We start from the raw sequence: 17,454 nt of genomic DNA, 5'->3' as shown, positions 1-17,454 counted from the left end.
TATGGATACAGCAAAACGCACGAATAAAAAGCGGCCATATCTGTATGAAGTTGATTTGATGAGAATCATTTTTATTTCAGGAGTACTCTTAAATCATGTGACAACGGCTTTTTCCAATGCTATGCCAGCTTCAACTAGTAAAACTGTTTTACAGGCGACACATTTGTCACTTCATTTTACTAGAATGGGTTTCATGTTTATGACAGGGTTAGTATTGTTTTTGAATTATTACGACAAAGAAAATAGTTGGTTGGCTTTCTGGAAAAAACGTTATTCTAGTGTTGGTTTTTCTTATATAGCTTGGAATATCTTATTGTTACTGTTTACTGAAGGGGTAGCAGGAACTCTCTTTTCAAAAGGAAATTTTTTCAATGAATTAGTGGATGCATTGATTCATGGCAATCATTTTTATCTCTATTATGTGTATGTAACGTTTCAGCTATATTTACTTTTCCCGCTGTTAGTAAAATTATTCAAACGGTTCCCCAAAGAGCACAATACCATTTTATTGATCAGTTTCATGCTTCAGTTAAGCCTGCTTTTTTTGATCAAATATGAATTGCCTGTGGTAGATACTAGCAACTGGTGGTTTTTCTTCCGTTCTTATGGAATGAATTTCTTTGTTTATCAAATTTATTTTATTATGGGAGCTTATACAGCCATCCACTATCAACAAGTAACTAGCAGAATAAAAAAATATCAAAAGTGGATCGGCTCATTAGCTGTACTCCTAGCAATTGGAACTGTCGGACTATATTATTTCAATCGTGATATTTTAAAACTAAGTGCTACTAAAACAATGAGTATCCATCAACCATATATGCTTTTCTATGCCATTTCAATGGTAGCAGCAGTCTTTTTGATCGGTTTACATTATGCAAAGGTAAGAAATAAAATGGCCGAACAAGTAACAGCTAAAATCAATTTGATCGCTAAAGTTTCGTTTGGACTGTATTTGGCTCAAACAATCCCATTAACAATTTTAAAAATGATTCTTAGTCGTTTAACCTTCTTGCCAGCTTGGGGCTTTATCTTACTAGTACCAATCGGCTATCTATTTGTATGGCTCATTTCATTTGGAATCGCCTATTTCTGTTATAAAGTACCACCATTTGGACGTTTAATCGGCCGTCCTCAAAAACGTCGATATTTAGTTAAGGAAGTGTTCGTACATGACAAAGTTAACCAATAAACTCAATAAACAATTAAAAAATCAACCGATGGATGATTTCATTAAAGAAGTAACTGACAAGACGTGGATCAGTAAACAAGAATTTGCTGAAGATGTAAAAAGGATCACAAAACAATTAACAGAATTAAAAATTGGTTATCAGGATATGGTTTTAGTTAGTTTAGAAAACAGCAGTGTTTATCCAGCCATTCTACAAGCGTTATGGCAACAAGGTGTCATCGTTCATCCAGTATCAGAATCGACACCAGTTGATCAATTGTTGGATGAATATCAAATTCACCACTGTGTCGGAGTAATCATTGGTGAGCAAATCAACTTGAAACAAACAGTATTCGTATCGACTACGAGCCAACTTTCAAGAAAGCAATTAACTATCTATGGTGATAAAGAAAAATTGGCGCTCAGAACTACTTCGCCAGTGGGGAAACTGAGCGAAGCTAATTTAGCTTTGGTGATGAATACTTCAGGCACAACGGGAAAACCAAAACGAGTCGGATTAACACATGAACAGTTATTTAACGGCGCTAAACATATTGCTAACGGGCATCGATTGACTGACAGGGACACGACGCTTGTAACGATGCCAATGTTCCATATTAATGCTCAAGTGATTTCGATTTTGGCTACACGTTTAACTAATGGCCGATTATTGGTAGCAAAAAAATTCAGTGCACACCAATTTTGGCAGCAAGTCGCAGACAATCAAGTGACATGGGCCTCAGTTGTACCTACTATTATCAGCATTCTTTTAATGAATCTTCCTGCGCAAAAAGAATATCAAAAATATCAAAAAAAATTGCAACTACGCTTTATCAGAAGTGCATCTTTTTCTTTACCAAAAAACAAATTAGAAGAATTTCAAACGGTCTTTGATGTTCCAGTAATTGAAGGCTATGGTTTGACAGAAGGAGCTAGTCAAGTTGCGATCAATCCTCATGATGCACCGAAAGCAGGTTCTGTGGGGAAACCTTACGGAACAGAAATCAAGATTTTTGACGGTACAGAATTAGTTGAAGACAGTCAACAACTGGGTGAGATAGCTGTAAGAGGTGATCATGTGATCACAGATTATTTAGATCCTAATCCGACTTCTTTCTTTGGAGAATGGTTTTTGACTGGTGATCTTGGTTATTTTGATGAAGAGGGGTATTTATACATCAAAGGTCGTAAAAAAGAAATGATCAATCGAGGAGGAGAAAAAATCGCGCCAGTGCAAGTCGAAGGTGTATTAAATAAACTTTCTTTTATTGCACAGATAGCCGTGGTAGGACTAGATGATCCTTTATATGGTGAAGAAGTAACTGCGGTTGTTATCAGTCGAGCAAATGGTATCAGTGAAGCTAAGCAGCGACAAGCAATTTTTGATTATTCCGAACGTAAGCTGGCACGTTATGAACGTCCGACACGGGTAGAATTTGTGAAAGAATTTCCTACAAATCCAACGGGAAAAGTTATCCGAGCAAAGCTGAAAGAAATTATTCAAGCAAAAATCAGTGAGAGGGTGGAAAATGAAACAGCAAGTGCGTAAATGGGGATTAAGTATTTTAGTTCTTTTTTGGATCGGCATAGCTTATATGGGATTTCGACAGGTCTCTGACGAAGCGACCTCATTGACTAAAGTAACTTTAGGTTATCAAAAGGCAGATATGATGGATATTTCAAAAGAACGTGGTGTCTTTGAAAAAAAGATGAAAGCCAAAGGGTATAAAATTATTTGGAAAGAATTCCAAGATGGTTCTTCTTTGATGCAGGCTGTTAAAGCGGGGAAAGTAGATTATGCTCGTTTGGGAGATACGCCGCCAGTCGTTGCGCAGGCAAATGGCACAAAGCTAAGCTATATCGCAGCCGGTTCAACTCGGTCAAACGGGTCTGGTATTTTAGTGGCTAAAGATTCTGGGATTACTTCTTTAAATGATTTAAAAGGTAAAAAAATTGCTTACACAAAAGGAACAAGTTCAGAATATTTTGTTCGAAATGCGTTAAAAAAAGCAGGAATCTCAAGTGATGAAGTCGATTTGGTGAATTTAGACGCTTCTGATGCAAGTGCGGCTTTTTCAAAAGGGAAAGTGGCTGCTTGGGCGACTTGGGATCCAATGACTGCTACTGCTGAGGTCAAACAAGACGCTACATTACTAATAAATGGAAATAATGGCATCAGTAATAATCGCGAATATATCGTTGCAACTAGTGAGTATGCCGAAAACCATACAGATATTTCTAAATATCTAGTCGAATATATGAGCAATGATATGGAATGGGCCAATCAAAATCATACGAAACTTATTTCGATGTTGAGCAAAGCGCTAAATTTGTCTGATCAAATCGTTAAGAAAATGGTAGAACGTCGTACCTATGGGTTAACAACAATCAATCAAGCGATTTTAGATGAACAACAAGCGATTGCTGACTTATTCTATGAAGAAGGCGTCATTAAAAATAAGATCACCATTGAAAACACGGTCAATTAAATGGTAAATATAGATTGTTTCAATTGTTGAAACAATCTTTTTTTTGTATAGTTGACAAACCGGCTATTTAAGCATCAATAATTATCTTTTTTAATTGTTTAAGTTTTTTAAAAGTTTTTATGAAGTCTGATAGCGAGACAAACTATTCTTCTTTATGTAAAACTGTGATATAATCCAACTGTTGATTTTCTTGAAAGGAAAAGAATGATGCAAGTATATGGAATTGATGCTATCGTTAGAATTGTTTCACATTTTTCGTTTATTTATTTAGCTTTTTGGGCGTTAAGGTCCTTACGAGTAGATACGCTGTTTCGACCACTTAAAGAGACGCAAATCCGTATTGCAATCACTATGTTGGCGATCGCAATTGGCTTTACCTGCAGTACGTTCTTTTTAGAAATCATCATGCTATGTAAAAATATTTTTTTGACATTTAACTAAGGTACATATACGTGAAGTCGACTAGTTTTTTTGGAGGGAATACAAATGGAAGAAATCATCGTTCGTGGTGGTAAGCAATTAAAAGGAACCGTACATATTGAAGGCGCAAAAAATGCCGTCTTACCTATTTTAGCAGCTACATTATTAGCAGAAGAAGGAACTACTACATTAAGCAATGTTCCTGTTTTATCAGATGTTTTTACTATGAATCAAGTTATTCGTTATCTTAATACAGATGTAGAGTTCGATGAAGAGAAGAAAGAAATTACAGTAAATGCGACTCGTCAATTGAATGTGGAAGCACCCTATGAATATGTCAGTCAAATGCGTGCATCAATCGTTGTGATGGGTCCATTGTTAGCTCGGAATGGTCATGCAAAAGTTGCGATGCCTGGTGGTTGCGCAATTGGTAAACGTCCAATCGATCTACATTTAAAAGGATTCCAAGCGTTAGGTGCAAAAATTATTCAAAAAAATGGCTATATTGAAGCTATTGCAGACGAATTGATCGGTGATACGATTTATTTAGATTTCCCAAGTGTTGGAGCAACACAAAATATTATGATGGCAGCTGTAAAAGCTAAAGGAACAACAATCATTGAAAACGTTGCTCGCGAACCTGAAATCGTTGACTTAGCCAATTTCTTAAACAAAATGGGCGCAAACATTTACGGTGCTGGTACAGAAACAATGCGTATCGAAGGGGTAGAACGATTACATGCGGTAGCTCATCCAATCGTTCAAGACCGGATCGAAGCTGGAACATTCATGGTGGCTGCAGCGATGACAGAAGGTAACGTATTGATTGATGGAGCTATTCCTGAACACAATCGTCCACTTATTTCTAAATTGATCGAAATGGGTGTAACGATCAGTGAAGAAAACGAAGGTCTACGAGTAATCGGACCAAAAACGATCAAAGCAACAGATGTGAAGACAATGCCACACCCAGGCTTTCCAACAGATATGCAAGCACAGATGACCGCTATCCAAGCAGTTGCTGAAGGAATCAGTACAACGACAGAAACAGTCTTTGAAAATCGTTTCCAACATTTAGAAGAAATGCGTCGTATGAATGTTCAAGTTAAAATCGATAATAATGTTGCTTTGATTCAAGGATCTGCCGATTTACAAGGAGCAGAAGTTTATGCAACAGATTTACGTGCTGCAGCTGCCTTAATCTTGGCTGGCTTGCGTGCAAAGGAAATCACACGTGTTCGCAATTTAAAATATTTAGACCGGGGTTATTATCAATTCCATAAAAAATTGCAATTATTAGGTGCAGATGTTGAACGTGTTGATACGGATGGTAAAAAAGTAGCTGATAAAACAACTGTTTTAGCTTAAGGAGTGTATCTATGAGTTCAAGTGAACATATTTTACGAAACCTTATCCGAATCGTAGCTATTTTACTGGCTGGTGTCGTGCTGTTTATTATTGGTAGCATGATCGGTTACGGCGTAATGGGCGGAGGCAATCCATTTAAAGTTTTATTGCCTGATGTCTGGCGTCATATTTTAGACTTTGTTCATTAAATAATAATACAATCAAAGAGTGTGCCTTTTAGGTGCATTCTTTTTTATATCGATAATTTATCCAATTTTGATTGCTGTACGAAAGAGAATAAGAGGGAAGTCCATGAATCTAATAGGAAGAAGTATTATATTTTTAGTGCGAGGATATCAGCGTTTCATCTCGCCTTTATTTCCACCATCTTGTCGTTATTATCCAAGTTGTTCTAGTTATATGATCAAAGCCGTTCAAGTCCATGGAGCACCTAAAGGATTTTTAATGGGAATATCTCGGATCTTGCGCTGCCAGCCATTTGCAAAAGGTGGTTTGGATTATGTTCCTACAACTTTTTCTTTACGTAAAAATAAGATAGATCAGGAAGAACCTAAGTATCCTCAAATGAACAACTAATTATTGCTTTAGCTAATAATAGCTAAAGCTTTTTTTATTTCCACCAACTAATATTCCAATGTAAGCGCTAATAGTTATTTGATTATTGGCAATAGTTAAAATATTCAGAAAATTTAATTGACAGTGAGAGTTTTTTCATATATATTCTTTATTATCTTAACAAACTATCATTGATTTATTAGGGAGGAAAAGGAATGAAGAAACGGACATTGGCTGCGCTAGCAGCAGGATTGTTCTTATTTGGTGCTTGTGGGGCTCCTAAAGCCAGCGATAATAGTAGTAGTGAGGATGCAAAAACGATTAAAATCGGCGGGAACTTTGAATTATCAGGTGCCATCGCTGCGTACGGCGAGGCTGAAAATGAAGGAGCTAAATTAGCCGTCGAGCAAATCAATAAAGATGGTGGAATCGATGGTAAAAAAATCGAATATGTTTCAAAAGATAATAAATCAGATAATAATGAAGCAGCTTCTGTTGCTGCTAATTTAACGACAAAAGATAATGTAGTAGCTATTGTTGGACCGGCAACGTCCGGAGCAACGAAAGCAACCTTACCAAACTTGTCTAAAGCAAAAGTTCCAGCAGTAACGCCTTCTGGAACTGATGATGCAATCACTGTCCAAAATGGAAAAGTTCAAGATTACATCTATCGGGCATGTTTCCAAGATAGTTTCCAAGGTATTGTATTAGCGAAATATGCGGAAGAAAATTTGAAAGCTGAAAAGGCTGTAATCTTGGGTGATAATTCTAGTGATTATGCAATTGGATTGACTAAGGCCTTCAAAAAAACATATAAAGGTAAAATTGTTGCAGAAGAAAACTTTACGGCTGGTGATAAAGATTTCCAAGCGATGTTAACAAAAATCAAAGGTAAAGATTTCGATGTCATCTATATCCCAGGTTATTACACAGAAGCTGGTTTAATCATCAAACAGGCACGTGAAATGGGGATTGAACAACCGATTATTGGTGCAGATGGTTTTGGAGATGAAAAATTAGTTGAAACAGCCGGTGCTAGCAATGTAAACAATGTTTATTACACTGGACACTTTTCAACACAAGCACCAGCAACAGATAAAGTTGAACCGTTTGTAAAAGCTTTTGAAGAAAAATACGGAACACAGCCGTCTTCATTCAATGCTTTGGCATACGATGCAGTCTACATGATCAAACAAGCAATTGAAGATCAAGGAAAAGCAACACCTGCAGCGATCAACAAAGGCTTGGCAGAACTAAAAGATTTTGAAGGTGTTACTGGTAAGATCACAATGGACGATGAGCATAACCCAGTGAAATCAGCGGTTGTACTTGGTCTAACAGATGGAAAAGAATCTTCTGCTGAAACTGTAAATCCATAATTACTCAGAAAAAGCAGACAAGGGGGTGTGCCAATACTTGTTGGCATGCTCCTTTTTAAAAATCAAGGTCCTTTGACCACTCTATTTTTTAGAAAAGTGATGTGATAAAGATGGAAGTATTTATTCAGCAAATCGTCAACGGCCTTTTTCTCGGAAGTGTCTACGCACTGATGGCCTTAGGTTACACTATGGTTTATGGAATTATCAAATTGATTAACTTTGCTCATGGTGAAATTTATATGATTGGTTCATTTATTGGCTACTTTTTGATTAATCAATTCAATATGGGCTTTTTTCCAGCCTTGATTCTGTCAATGATCGGCAGTGCGATATTAGGTGTTGTTATTGAGTTTCTAGCTTATCGACCATTGAGGAATTCAACAAGGATCGCAGCTTTGATTACAGCAATTGGTGTTTCGTATCTTTTACAAAATACGATGATTTACTTTTTTAGTTCATCAACTAGACCGTTTCCGCAAGTCATCGAGATGCATGTGTATAAAATCGGCTTTTTGAGTGTTTCAAATATTCAATTATTGATTTTAGGTTTGTCATTATTCTTGATGATTGCTTTAAATCTGATTGTACAAAAAACAAAAATGGGAAAAGCGATGCGTGCAGTAAGTGTCGATACAGATGCAGCACAATTAATGGGGATCGATGTGAATCGTACGATTTCATTTACTTTCGCTTTAGGTTCAGCCTTAGCGGCAGCTGGCGGAATGATGATCGGTTTGTATTACAACTCGATCGATCCGATGATGGGATATATGCCCGGATTGAAATCATTTATCGCAGCGGTACTTGGTGGAATCGGTATTATACCTGGTGCAGCAATTGGAGGATTTGTGATTGGCTTGATCGAAACGATCACAACAGCCCTGGGCTTCTCTGACTTTAAAGATGCTGTAGTATATGCTGTACTGATTTTGATTTTATTGATCCGTCCGGCGGGTATTCTAGGAAAACATGTGAAAGAGAAAGTGTAGGTGAGTCAAATGAAAAAGAATTTAAAATACAATTTGATTTGGCTGGCTTTAATCGTGCTAGGATATGCTGCGCTTTATATTGCGTATTCTGCAGGCATGGTCAATCTATTTTTAGATAATGTATTGGTTCAGATCGGAATCAATATTATTTTAGCAGTTGGATTAAATCTGATTATTGGTTTTTCAGGACAATTTTCTTTAGGTCATGCGGGCTTTATGGCAATCGGTGCTTATGGCGCAGCTTTAGTCTCAATGAGTATGCCAACTTATGCAGGCTTTTTCTTAGGAATGGCCGTTGGTGTGATTATTGCGGGAATCGTTGCAGTAGCCGTTGGGATTCCAACATTGCGTCTAAGCGGTGATTATTTAGCAATCGCAACACTTGGTGTAGCAGAAATTATCCGTATTTTATTGATCAATTTTAAAGATATTACCAATGGACCTTCAGGATTGTTTGGGATTCAACCGTTCGTTGATTGGCAGATGGTCTATGGATTTGTGGCTATTACTACGCTATTTATTGTCAATTACATTCGTTCTGGCGCTGGCCGAGCAACAATGGCGATTCGTGAGGATGAGATTGCTGCAGAAGCAATGGGTGTCAATACGACTAAATATAAAGTGATGGCTTTCGCCTTTGGAGCAATGACTGCTAGTATTGCGGGATCTCTTTATGCCGGTTATTTACAATCGATTGCCCCTAAAGACTTTGCGTTCACTAAATCTGTAGATATTTTGATCCTTGTAGTATTAGGTGGAATCGGCAGTATTACTGGTACAGTGATTGCAGCGATTCTTTTAGGAATCATCAATATGTACCTTCAAGATTTTGGAACTTTACGTATGATCATTTACGCATTGGCATTGATTATTTTGATGATTTTCAAACCAGGTGGTTTATTAGGCACGAAAGAATTATCAGTGAAAAAAATCTTTACTAAGTTCAAAAAAGGAGATGACCGAGATGCCTCTGTTAGAAATTAAAGACTTTACTAAAAACTTTGGCGGCTTGGCAGCTGTCTCCAATGTTAATATCGCATTAGAAGAAAACCAATTAGTCGGATTGATCGGTCCCAATGGTGCGGGTAAAACGACATTGTTTAACTTAATCACAGGTGTTTATGAACCAAGTGAGGGAGATGTGTTGTTAAAATCAGAGGGGAAAGAGCACCGATTGAATGGTCAAAAACCCTATGTAATCGCTGATCTAGGTCTAAGCCGAACGTTTCAAAATATTCGTTTATTCAAAGATTTAACGGTCTTAGACAATGTCTTGATTGCGATGAATAGTAAAAATAAAGAAGGCTTTCTTTCTAGTGTTCTTAGATTGCCAGCCTTTTACAATCAGGAAGAGACTTTACGAGAAGAAGCCTTGGCCTTACTGAAAATTTTTGATCTTCAAGATAAGGCTGAAAATTTAGCAAAAAATCTTCCATATGGAGAACAACGTCGACTAGAAATCGTTCGAGCATTAGCGACGAAACCAAAGATTTTATTTTTAGATGAACCAGCCGCTGGTATGAATCCTCAAGAAACCGCGGAACTGACGATCTTGATTCGTAAAATCCAAGAAGAATTCAAAATTACGATTTTGTTGATTGAGCATGATATGAGTCTAGTCATGGATGTTTGTGAACGAATCTATGTATTAGAGTATGGTCGCATCTTAGCAGAAGGGGTACCTGAAGAAATCAAAAATAATCCCGAAGTAATCAAAGCCTATCTTGGAGGTGAGCTATAATGTTGAAAATTGAAAATCTTTCGGTGCATTACGGCATGATCCAAGCGGTAAGAGATGTTAGTTTTGAAGTCAATCAAGGCGAGATCGTTTCATTGATTGGAGCCAATGGTGCGGGTAAAACGACGATCTTAAGAACGATCTCTGGCTTAAATCAACCATCGAATGGAACAATCACCTTCGAGGGACAGCCGATTCAAAAGAAAGCTCCTAGAAAAATTGTTGCACAAGGAATTTCTCAAGTTCCAGAAGGGCGCCATGTCTTTTCTGGTTTAACGGTCTTAGAAAACTTAGAAATGGGAGCTTATTTACGAAAAGACGGAGATACGCAAAAAGATTATGACCATATTTATGAAAAATTTCCGATTCTGAAAGAACGCTTGAGTCAGGATGCTTCCACATTATCTGGTGGTGAACAGCAAATGCTAGCAATGGGCCGAGCGTTGATGTCTAAACCACGCTTATTATTATTAGATGAACCATCAATGGGACTTGCACCAATCTTCATTAAAGAAATTTTTAATATTATCCAAGAAATCCAAAAGCAAGGGACGACTGTCTTATTGATTGAACAGAATGCTAAGATGGCACTGTCGATTGCGGACCGCGGATATGTTTTAGAAACGGGTAAAGTCGTGTTATCGGGAACGGGAAAAGAATTGCTAGAAAGTGAAGAAGTGAAGAAAGCTTATCTAGGAGGATAAAAAAATGAGTGTAAAAGATTTTATGACCGCAGAATTAGTCACAGTACCATCAGATACTAAAATTTTTGATGCTATTGATTTAATGAAAAAGTATGATATTCACAGATTACCTGTAGTGGATAAGGATCAATTAGTTGGGTTGATCACGGAAGGAATAATTCAAGAAGCACTACCGTCAAAAGCAACGAGCTTAAGTGTCCATGAAGTGAATTATCTATTGAATAAAACAGTTGTAGCAGATGTGATGATCAAAGATGTTAAAACGGTTGAACCTGATGCAGAATTAGAGGATGCGATCTATTTAATGCGTCACAATAAAATCAACGTGCTACCAGTGTTAGAGGGCGAGCAATTGGTCGGAATTATTACTAATAATGATATCTTCGATGCATTTCTAAAATTAACGGGTTATCACGAAGGTGGCACGCGTCTTCAATTGAAGATTTTAGAGGATAAAAAAGGTGTCTTAGCATCGGTGGCCAAGCTTTTAGCTGACAATGAGTATAGTATTTTAAATGTTGTAGTCGATCATCAGGAGAATGCCACGATTTTAGAAATTCATTTGCAAAGTAAAGAAGCCGATAAAATCAAACAGCTATTGACAGACAATGGCTATGATGTGCGTCGTGCAGCAGTCACAAATCCTTAATGATGATCTAAGGACAACGCGCGTAAAGCAGTTGTCCTTTTCTTTTGGAATATGATAAACTATCTGCAGGTGGTGTGAAAGTTATGTCTAAAAAAAACAAAGATATTCAAGTTCAGATCAAAGAAGAAGAACGTTCAATCAATGGAAATAAAGAAACAGTGACTCAATTAGTGATTGGGAAAAAATTAATTGGTGAGATTATTCCTGAAAATAAAGTTTTTCAAACGTATGCAGACGACCATTTGCTAGGCGGTTTTAAGACATTGGATGATGGAATTGAAGCATTGATTCGCAATTGGAATTTACATGAATAATTTTTTCAAAAAAGTACTTGCATTTTTTTGAAATATTCGGTATTATAACTGAGTCGGGTTTTTAAATAATAAAAACCTCTTGGAGGAGTAGCGAAGTGGCTAAACGCGACGGACTGTAAATCCGTTCCTTAGGGTTCAGTGGTTCGAATCCACTCTCCTCCACCATTGGGGTATAGCCAAGCGGTAAGGCAAGGGACTTTGACTCCCTCATGCGTTGGTTCGAATCCAGCTACCCCAGTAATATAAAAAAGATAAGACGTGAAGACGTCTTATTTTTTTGTTCAAAAATGTTTCTAACTTGAAGCTGAACCAGAATTGAGCTACAGTAAAAGAAATGACTTATGCAATTGGAAAGAGGGGGGGAATAAGATGAGTAAAATCGATGATATGAAAGAAATGGTAACAGATACTGTAACCAAAATTTATAATACAGTTAAAGATAATTCAATCGAGATCACCAAAGAAGAAAAAAAATTAGCGCCACGAATTCGGACATTACGACCAACGCGTCATACCATTAAATGGAAAGCAAAAAATCATTAAAAAAAAACCGTTCATTAATTGAACGGTTTTTTTTTAATGATCGATTTCAATGCCTAAAATCGTCAAATGGCCATTACCGACTAGCTTGACTACAAGTTTTGATAAATCATCAGCATCCATATCGGTATCACTGGTGATCCACCAATGAAGTGTACCAACAAAAATCGAAGTCATATATTCGATAATGAAATCTAAAGGAACTTCAATGTCATTCTCGGTGATCTTAAGTTGATTAAAAATATGCGCATACTTAATATCTAAAATCTCAGCAATTTTTTTTCGGAGAATTTCATTACCTGAGGCATCCATGATAGTTAAGAAAAATTTTCGGTTTTCTTGGATACGTTCATAAATAATTTTAAGTACCATTTCGATTTGTCGAACTTTTAACCGATTTCCTTGGACGATCTGATCAGGATCTAATACAGCTGCGAATGCATCGATAGCTTGCTTGAAAATCGCATCATATAAATCTTGTTTGTCTTTAAAATGCGAATAAAAAGTTGCACGATTGATCATTGCTTCATCAGCGATTTCTTGAATCGTGATGTTATCATATCCCTTTTCTTCTACTAAATGAATAAAAGCTTCTACGATCATTTTGCGTGTTCGTTTTACTCGAAGATCAATTTTCTTTTTCATAAATTTTCCCTTTCATTTAACAACAAATCTTTATTGATTGTTGTTTATCACACGGATGAAGTGCATTTGCGTATTGCATAAAGGTTAAAATCTTTTTAGAATATACGTGAGTAGTATAACAAACACTATGTATTTTAATCAACAGGTGTTGTTAAAAATGGAAGGTAGGAATAATTATGACATTACGAGCGGGAATCGACGTTGGCTCTACGACCGTAAAGCTAGTCATTTTAGATGAACAAAATACAACTCTCTTTGCAAAATATGAACGTCATTTCTCAGATGTGAAAGCTGCCACAGAACGAGTGCTCAAAGAAGCAGAAAACATTCTTGGAGATCAAGCGATGACGATGAGTATCACTGGTTCTGGTGGTATGGGATTAGCAGATGTCTTAGAGATTCCTTTTGTCCAAGAGGTTATCGCGTGTACACGCACAGTTGAAGAAGTAATTCCAGAAACAGATGTAGCCATTGAACTAGGAGGAGAAGATGCTAAAATCACCTTTTTCGAGGGTTCATTAGAACAACGGATGAATGGTAGTTGTGCTGGTGGTACCGGAGCCTTTATCGATCAAATGGCTGTCTTACTAAAGACAGATGCAAACGGCGTTAACGAATTAGCTAAAAATTATAAAACAATTTATCCAATCGCATCACGTTGTGGAGTTTTTGCTAAAACAGACGTGCAGCCTTTGATCAATGAAGGCGCTCCAAAAGAAGATATCGCAGCGAGTATATTCCAAGCGGTTGTCAATCAAACCATTGCTGGCTTAGCAGCTGGTCGTAAAATCAAAGGTAAGATCGCTTTTCTTGGCGGACCATTGTTCTTTATGTCTGAATTACGTCAACGTTTTATCGAGACATTGGACATTGCTCCTGAAGATGTGATTTTTCCAGAAAATCCACAATTATTTGTGGCCATGGGAGCAGCTTTTTATTCGGAAGAAGCACCAGTTTCTTCGTTAACTGAATTATTACATCGCTTAGCAACAGCTGAAGAAGGTCACTTATCACCCTCTGATACGTTGGAACCATTATTTAAAGATGATGAAGATCTAGCAGTATTTCGTGAACGCCACAATCAAGCACAAGCGAAAACAAAAGACTTGGCACAACATGAAGGTGTGGCTTTTTTAGGGATCGATGCGGGCTCAACAACAACTAAAGTTGCCTTAATTGATTCTGATGGTAACTTACTATTTTCTTTTTATGGAAATAATCAGGGGCAGCCATTGGAAACAACAATGAGCGTGTTAAAAGACCTGTATCAACAACTACCAGCAAATGTCTTTATCGGCAAAGCAGCTGTAACGGGTTATGGTGAACAATTGATCAAAAACGCTTTGAAGGTTGATATTGGTGAAGTTGAAACAATGGCTCATTACAAAGCAGCTAATCACTTCCAACCAGGTGTCGATTTTATTTTAGATATCGGTGGCCAAGATATGAAAGCCATGACGATCAAAGATGGCGCATTATCTTCGATCCAGTTGAATGAAGCATGCTCATCTGGCTGTGGATCTTTTATTGAAACATTTGCGAAATCATTGAATTACAAAGTAGAAGACTTTGCTGAAGCTGCTTTGCACTCAAAAGGTCCTGTCGATTTGGGATCTCGTTGTACCGTCTTTATGAACTCTAAAGTGAAGCAAGTACAAAAAGAAGGTGCTTCTGTAGGCGATATTTCTGCTGGATTATCTTATTCAGTTATAAAAAATGCAATTTATAAAGTAATCAAGGTTCGTCGTCCGGAAGAGCTTGGAGAAAAAATCGTCTGTCAAGGTGGAACATTTTATAATGAAGCTGTTTTAAGAGCATTTGAAATGGTTACGGGTCGTGAAGTTGTCCGTCCATCGATTGCTGGATTAATGGGAGCTTTTGGGGCTGCATTGATTGCGTTAGAAAATTATGAAGTCGGCGAAACGACTGAAACGTTATCACTAGCGGAAATCGATTCATTTACAGCAGAAAAAGAATTTACGCATTGTGGGTTGTGTGAAAATAATTGTATGCTGACTGTGACATTGTTCTCTGATGGCCGTCAATTTATTACAGGCAATCGCTGTGAACGTGGTGCGCGGATCAAAGTGAAACGTGAAGATAAAAAGGTCAACTTGGTTGATTATAAATATCGTCGTTTGTTCAAGTATCGCCCATTGCGTAAAAAAGAGGCTATCCGTGGAGAAATCGGAATTCCGCGGGTCTTGAACATGTATGAAAATTATCCATTATGGCATACCTTTTTTAGCGATCTAGGCTTTAGAGTGAAATTGTCTCCTCGTTCAAACAAAGAACTGTATGAACAAGGTATGGAAACAATTCCTAGTGATACTGCTTGTTATCCAGCCAAAATCGCTCACGGGCATATCCAAGCGTTGATTGATAGTGGTGTACCAATGATTTTCTATCCTGGTGTTGTATTTGAACGGGAAGAATCAAAAGAAGCTGATAACCATTTCAATTGTCCAATCGTCCAAAGTTATCCAGATGTTATTCGAAACAATGTTGATGACATTCGCGATGGAAAAGTGGATTATCGCAATCCTTATCTAAATCTTGGAAATGAAGCCTCTGTAGCGAAAGTATTAGGCCGTTGCTTCCAAGATCTAGGAATCACACAAAATGAAATTGATGACGCATTGCATCACGCTTATGAAGAGTTAGAAGCATTCAAACAAGATATTCGCCAAAAGGGTGAAGAAACGTTGTTGATGCTAAATCAAAAAAATGAACGAGGAATCGTTCTCTCAGGCCGTCCTTATCATTTGGATCCAGAGATCAATCACGGTATCGCAGAAGTGATTACGCAAGAAGGCTTCCATGTTTTGACTGAAGACAGTATCTCTCATTTAAGTGACGTAGGTAATTTACGTGTAGTCAATCAATGGGTCTACCATTCTCGTTTGTACGCAGCAGCACGAGTAGTCGCTAAAACAAAAAATCTCGAGTTGGTGCAATTGAATTCATTCGGTTGTGGTTTAGATGCTGTAACAACGGACCAAGTCGAAGAAATCATGGATCAATATGGAAAGATCTACACAGTTTTGAAAATCGATGAAGGATCTAATCTAGGTGCTATTCGAATTCGTTTACGTTCGTTAAAAGCAGCGGTCAATGAACGAGATAAATCTAATTATGAACCAGTCAAACGATTTGAAGAACCTGAAAAAATCGTCTTTACAAAAGAAATGCGTAAAAAGCATACCTTGTTGTTGCCAATGCTTAGTCCAATCCATCAATCAGGCTTGTTTGATATCGCTTTGGAAGCTTCGGGCTATAATGTGGTTTGTTTGCCAGCAATGGATCGTGAAGCTGTTAATGTCGGTTTGAAATATGTCAATAATGATTCGTGTTATCCAGCAATCATTTCCATTGGCCAATTAGTAGAGGCTTTGGAAAGTGGAAAATATGATTTAAACAATACAAGTGTCATGATGAGTCAAACTGGCGGAGGCTGTCGTGCGACGAACTACATCCCATTATTGAGAAAAGCTCTGAATGATGCCGGCTTCCCTCAAGTCCCCGTTGTTTCAGTTTCATTAGGTAATAAAGGGGTGGAAAGCAACCCAGGATTCAAATTTACGTTACCGATGTTAAAACGGATTGTTGTAGCGATTCTTTATGGAGATCTATTTGAGCGAGTGGTTTATCGGACACGTCCATATGAATTAGAAAAAGGCCAAATCGATGCTTTACATGAAGAATGGTTGAAAAAAGTCGAGAGTAACGTCCGCAATGGTTCTTTGACGATCTTTAATCGTAATATGAAAAAAATTGTTAAAGCATTTGATACTGTACCGATTTCAAATGAGATCAAGCCGAAAGTCGGTGTGGTGGGAGAAATCTTAGTCAAATATTCACCGACAGCCAATAATGATATTGTTCGTTTATTAGAAGAAGAAGGTGCTGAAGCAGTTGTACCTGATTTGATCGGTTTTATGAATTACTCGCTGTATAATCAGATTTGGAAATATGATAATATGGGGATGCCTAAGAAGAGTAAAAATCTTGCTGAAATGGCTATCAAGTTAATTGAAGTTGTCGAAAAACCAATGGATAAAGCCTTACGTGCTTCAGAACGTTTTACTGGAATCCACTCGATTTATCAATTGGCTGAAGATGCTAGTAAGATTCTTTCTATCGGAAATCATACGGGTGAAGGCTGGTTCTTAACCGGTGAAATGATCGATCTTTTGAAGACCGGTGTCAATAATATCGTCTGCATGCAGCCATTTGGGTGTCTACCAAACCACGTTGTCGGTAAAGGGGTCATTAAAGAATTACGTCACCAATACCCTAAGTCCAATATTGCAGCAATCGATTACGATCCAGGTGTTTCTATCGTTAACCAATTGAATCGAATCCGTTTGATGATGGCAACAGCCAATAAACAACTAAAAGAAGAAGTTAAAAATTAAGTAAAAGAGTAGACCTGTCAAATAGGTCTACTCTTTTTAATTATTATGAATAATTACAGACAACACGGTTATTGT

General features: G+C 37.4%; 17 protein-coding genes and 2 tRNA genes. 18 read left to right on the top strand and 1 reads right to left on the bottom strand.

Annotated elements, in window-relative coordinates; translation table 11 throughout:
• Position 1 precedes the first annotated feature (1 nt).
• The 17 genes from ACQKTA_RS06355 (at position 2) to ACQKTA_RS06275 (ending at position 12,319) form a co-directional block, all read left to right on the top strand.
• Positions 2–1,192, top strand: a complete 1,191-nt coding sequence (locus tag ACQKTA_RS06355) for an acyltransferase (protein WP_427813164.1) — start codon at positions 2–4, stop codon at positions 1,190–1,192.
• Positions 1,173–2,720 (top strand): AMP-binding protein, encoded by a 1,548-nt coding sequence (locus ACQKTA_RS06350; protein WP_427813163.1) that lies wholly within the window; start codon positions 1,173–1,175, stop codon positions 2,718–2,720. Before ACQKTA_RS06355 ends, ACQKTA_RS06350 begins: the two co-directional genes overlap by 20 nt.
• Complete coding sequence (locus tag ACQKTA_RS06345; RefSeq protein ID WP_427813162.1) at positions 2,701–3,660, top strand: aliphatic sulfonate ABC transporter substrate-binding protein; 960 nt, start codon at positions 2,701–2,703, stop codon at positions 3,658–3,660. Before ACQKTA_RS06350 ends, ACQKTA_RS06345 begins: the two co-directional genes overlap by 20 nt.
• Before the next feature lie 207 nt (positions 3,661–3,867).
• Positions 3,868–4,101 carry a DUF1146 family protein gene (locus tag ACQKTA_RS06340; RefSeq protein ID WP_332580844.1) on the top strand — a complete coding sequence of 78 codons (234 nt, stop codon included), beginning with the start codon at positions 3,868–3,870 and terminating at the stop codon, positions 4,099–4,101.
• 45 nt (positions 4,102–4,146) lie between these two features.
• Positions 4,147–5,448, top strand: coding sequence for a UDP-N-acetylglucosamine 1-carboxyvinyltransferase (gene murA / locus ACQKTA_RS06335; RefSeq protein ID WP_427813160.1), 1,302 nt, complete (start codon positions 4,147–4,149; stop codon positions 5,446–5,448).
• Positions 5,449–5,459: 11 nt separating this feature from the next.
• Complete coding sequence (locus tag ACQKTA_RS06330; RefSeq protein WP_332580798.1) at positions 5,460–5,636, top strand: DNA-directed RNA polymerase subunit beta; 177 nt, start codon at positions 5,460–5,462, stop codon at positions 5,634–5,636.
• Between the two features lie 103 nt (positions 5,637–5,739).
• Positions 5,740–6,024, top strand: coding sequence for a membrane protein insertion efficiency factor YidD (gene yidD, locus ACQKTA_RS06325; RefSeq protein WP_427813159.1), 285 nt, complete (start codon positions 5,740–5,742; stop codon positions 6,022–6,024).
• Positions 6,025–6,218: 194 nt separating this feature from the next.
• Positions 6,219–7,382 carry an ABC transporter substrate-binding protein gene (locus ACQKTA_RS06320; protein WP_427813158.1) on the top strand — a complete coding sequence of 388 codons (1,164 nt, stop codon included), beginning with the start codon at positions 6,219–6,221 and terminating at the stop codon, positions 7,380–7,382.
• 110 nt (positions 7,383–7,492) lie between these two features.
• Positions 7,493–8,371, top strand: a complete 879-nt coding sequence (locus ACQKTA_RS06315; RefSeq protein ID WP_071857505.1) for a branched-chain amino acid ABC transporter permease — start codon at positions 7,493–7,495, stop codon at positions 8,369–8,371.
• 9 nt (positions 8,372–8,380) lie between these two features.
• Positions 8,381–9,355: a branched-chain amino acid ABC transporter permease gene (locus ACQKTA_RS06310; protein WP_427813157.1), complete on the top strand. Its 975-nt coding sequence runs from the start codon at positions 8,381–8,383 to the stop codon at positions 9,353–9,355.
• Positions 9,336–10,112: an ABC transporter ATP-binding protein gene (locus ACQKTA_RS06305; RefSeq protein ID WP_427813156.1), complete on the top strand. Its 777-nt coding sequence runs from the start codon at positions 9,336–9,338 to the stop codon at positions 10,110–10,112. The genes ACQKTA_RS06310 and ACQKTA_RS06305 overlap by 20 nt, the downstream gene beginning before the upstream one ends.
• The gene (locus ACQKTA_RS06300; RefSeq protein ID WP_332580793.1) at positions 10,112–10,813 is read left to right on the top strand and encodes an ABC transporter ATP-binding protein; all 702 of its coding nucleotides are present in this window, start codon (positions 10,112–10,114) and stop codon (positions 10,811–10,813) included. The genes ACQKTA_RS06305 and ACQKTA_RS06300 overlap by 1 nt, the downstream gene beginning before the upstream one ends.
• A 4-nt stretch (positions 10,814–10,817) precedes the next feature.
• A complete protein-coding gene (locus tag ACQKTA_RS06295) occupies positions 10,818–11,462 on the top strand; it encodes a CBS domain-containing protein (protein ID WP_427813155.1) in 645 nt (214 codons plus the stop codon).
• 83 nt (positions 11,463–11,545) lie between these two features.
• Positions 11,546–11,776, top strand: coding sequence for a DUF2969 domain-containing protein (locus tag ACQKTA_RS06290; RefSeq protein ID WP_332580791.1), 231 nt, complete (start codon positions 11,546–11,548; stop codon positions 11,774–11,776).
• An 81-nt stretch (positions 11,777–11,857) separates the two neighbouring features.
• A tRNA-Tyr gene (locus tag ACQKTA_RS06285) sits at positions 11,858–11,941 on the top strand.
• 1 nt (position 11,942) lies between these two features.
• Positions 11,943–12,014: transfer RNA gene (locus ACQKTA_RS06280), tRNA-Gln, on the top strand.
• A gap of 131 nt (positions 12,015–12,145) precedes the next feature.
• On the top strand, positions 12,146–12,319 hold the full coding sequence (locus tag ACQKTA_RS06275) for a hypothetical protein (RefSeq protein WP_407855497.1): 174 nt from the start codon (positions 12,146–12,148) through the stop codon (positions 12,317–12,319).
• A gap of 33 nt (positions 12,320–12,352) precedes the next feature.
• Here the strand turns inward: ACQKTA_RS06275 and ACQKTA_RS06270 are convergent, their stop codons facing one another.
• Positions 12,353–12,961 (bottom strand): TetR/AcrR family transcriptional regulator, encoded by a 609-nt coding sequence (locus ACQKTA_RS06270; protein WP_407855496.1) that lies wholly within the window; start codon positions 12,959–12,961, stop codon positions 12,353–12,355.
• A gap of 176 nt (positions 12,962–13,137) precedes the next feature.
• Between ACQKTA_RS06270 and ACQKTA_RS06265 the strand changes: the two genes are divergently transcribed.
• On the top strand, positions 13,138–17,379 hold the full coding sequence (locus ACQKTA_RS06265; RefSeq protein WP_427813154.1) for an acyl-CoA dehydratase activase-related protein: 4,242 nt from the start codon (positions 13,138–13,140) through the stop codon (positions 17,377–17,379).
• Positions 17,380–17,454: the final 75 nt, after the last annotated feature.

The organism is Enterococcus sp. 22-H-5-01, from assembly GCF_050310005.1.
In the GTDB taxonomy this organism is placed as follows: Bacteria; Bacillota; Bacilli; order Lactobacillales; family Enterococcaceae; genus Enterococcus_A; species Enterococcus_A hailinensis.
The sequence above is the reverse complement of the archived record's forward strand: the minus strand, read 5'-3'. Positions and strand labels throughout refer to the sequence as shown.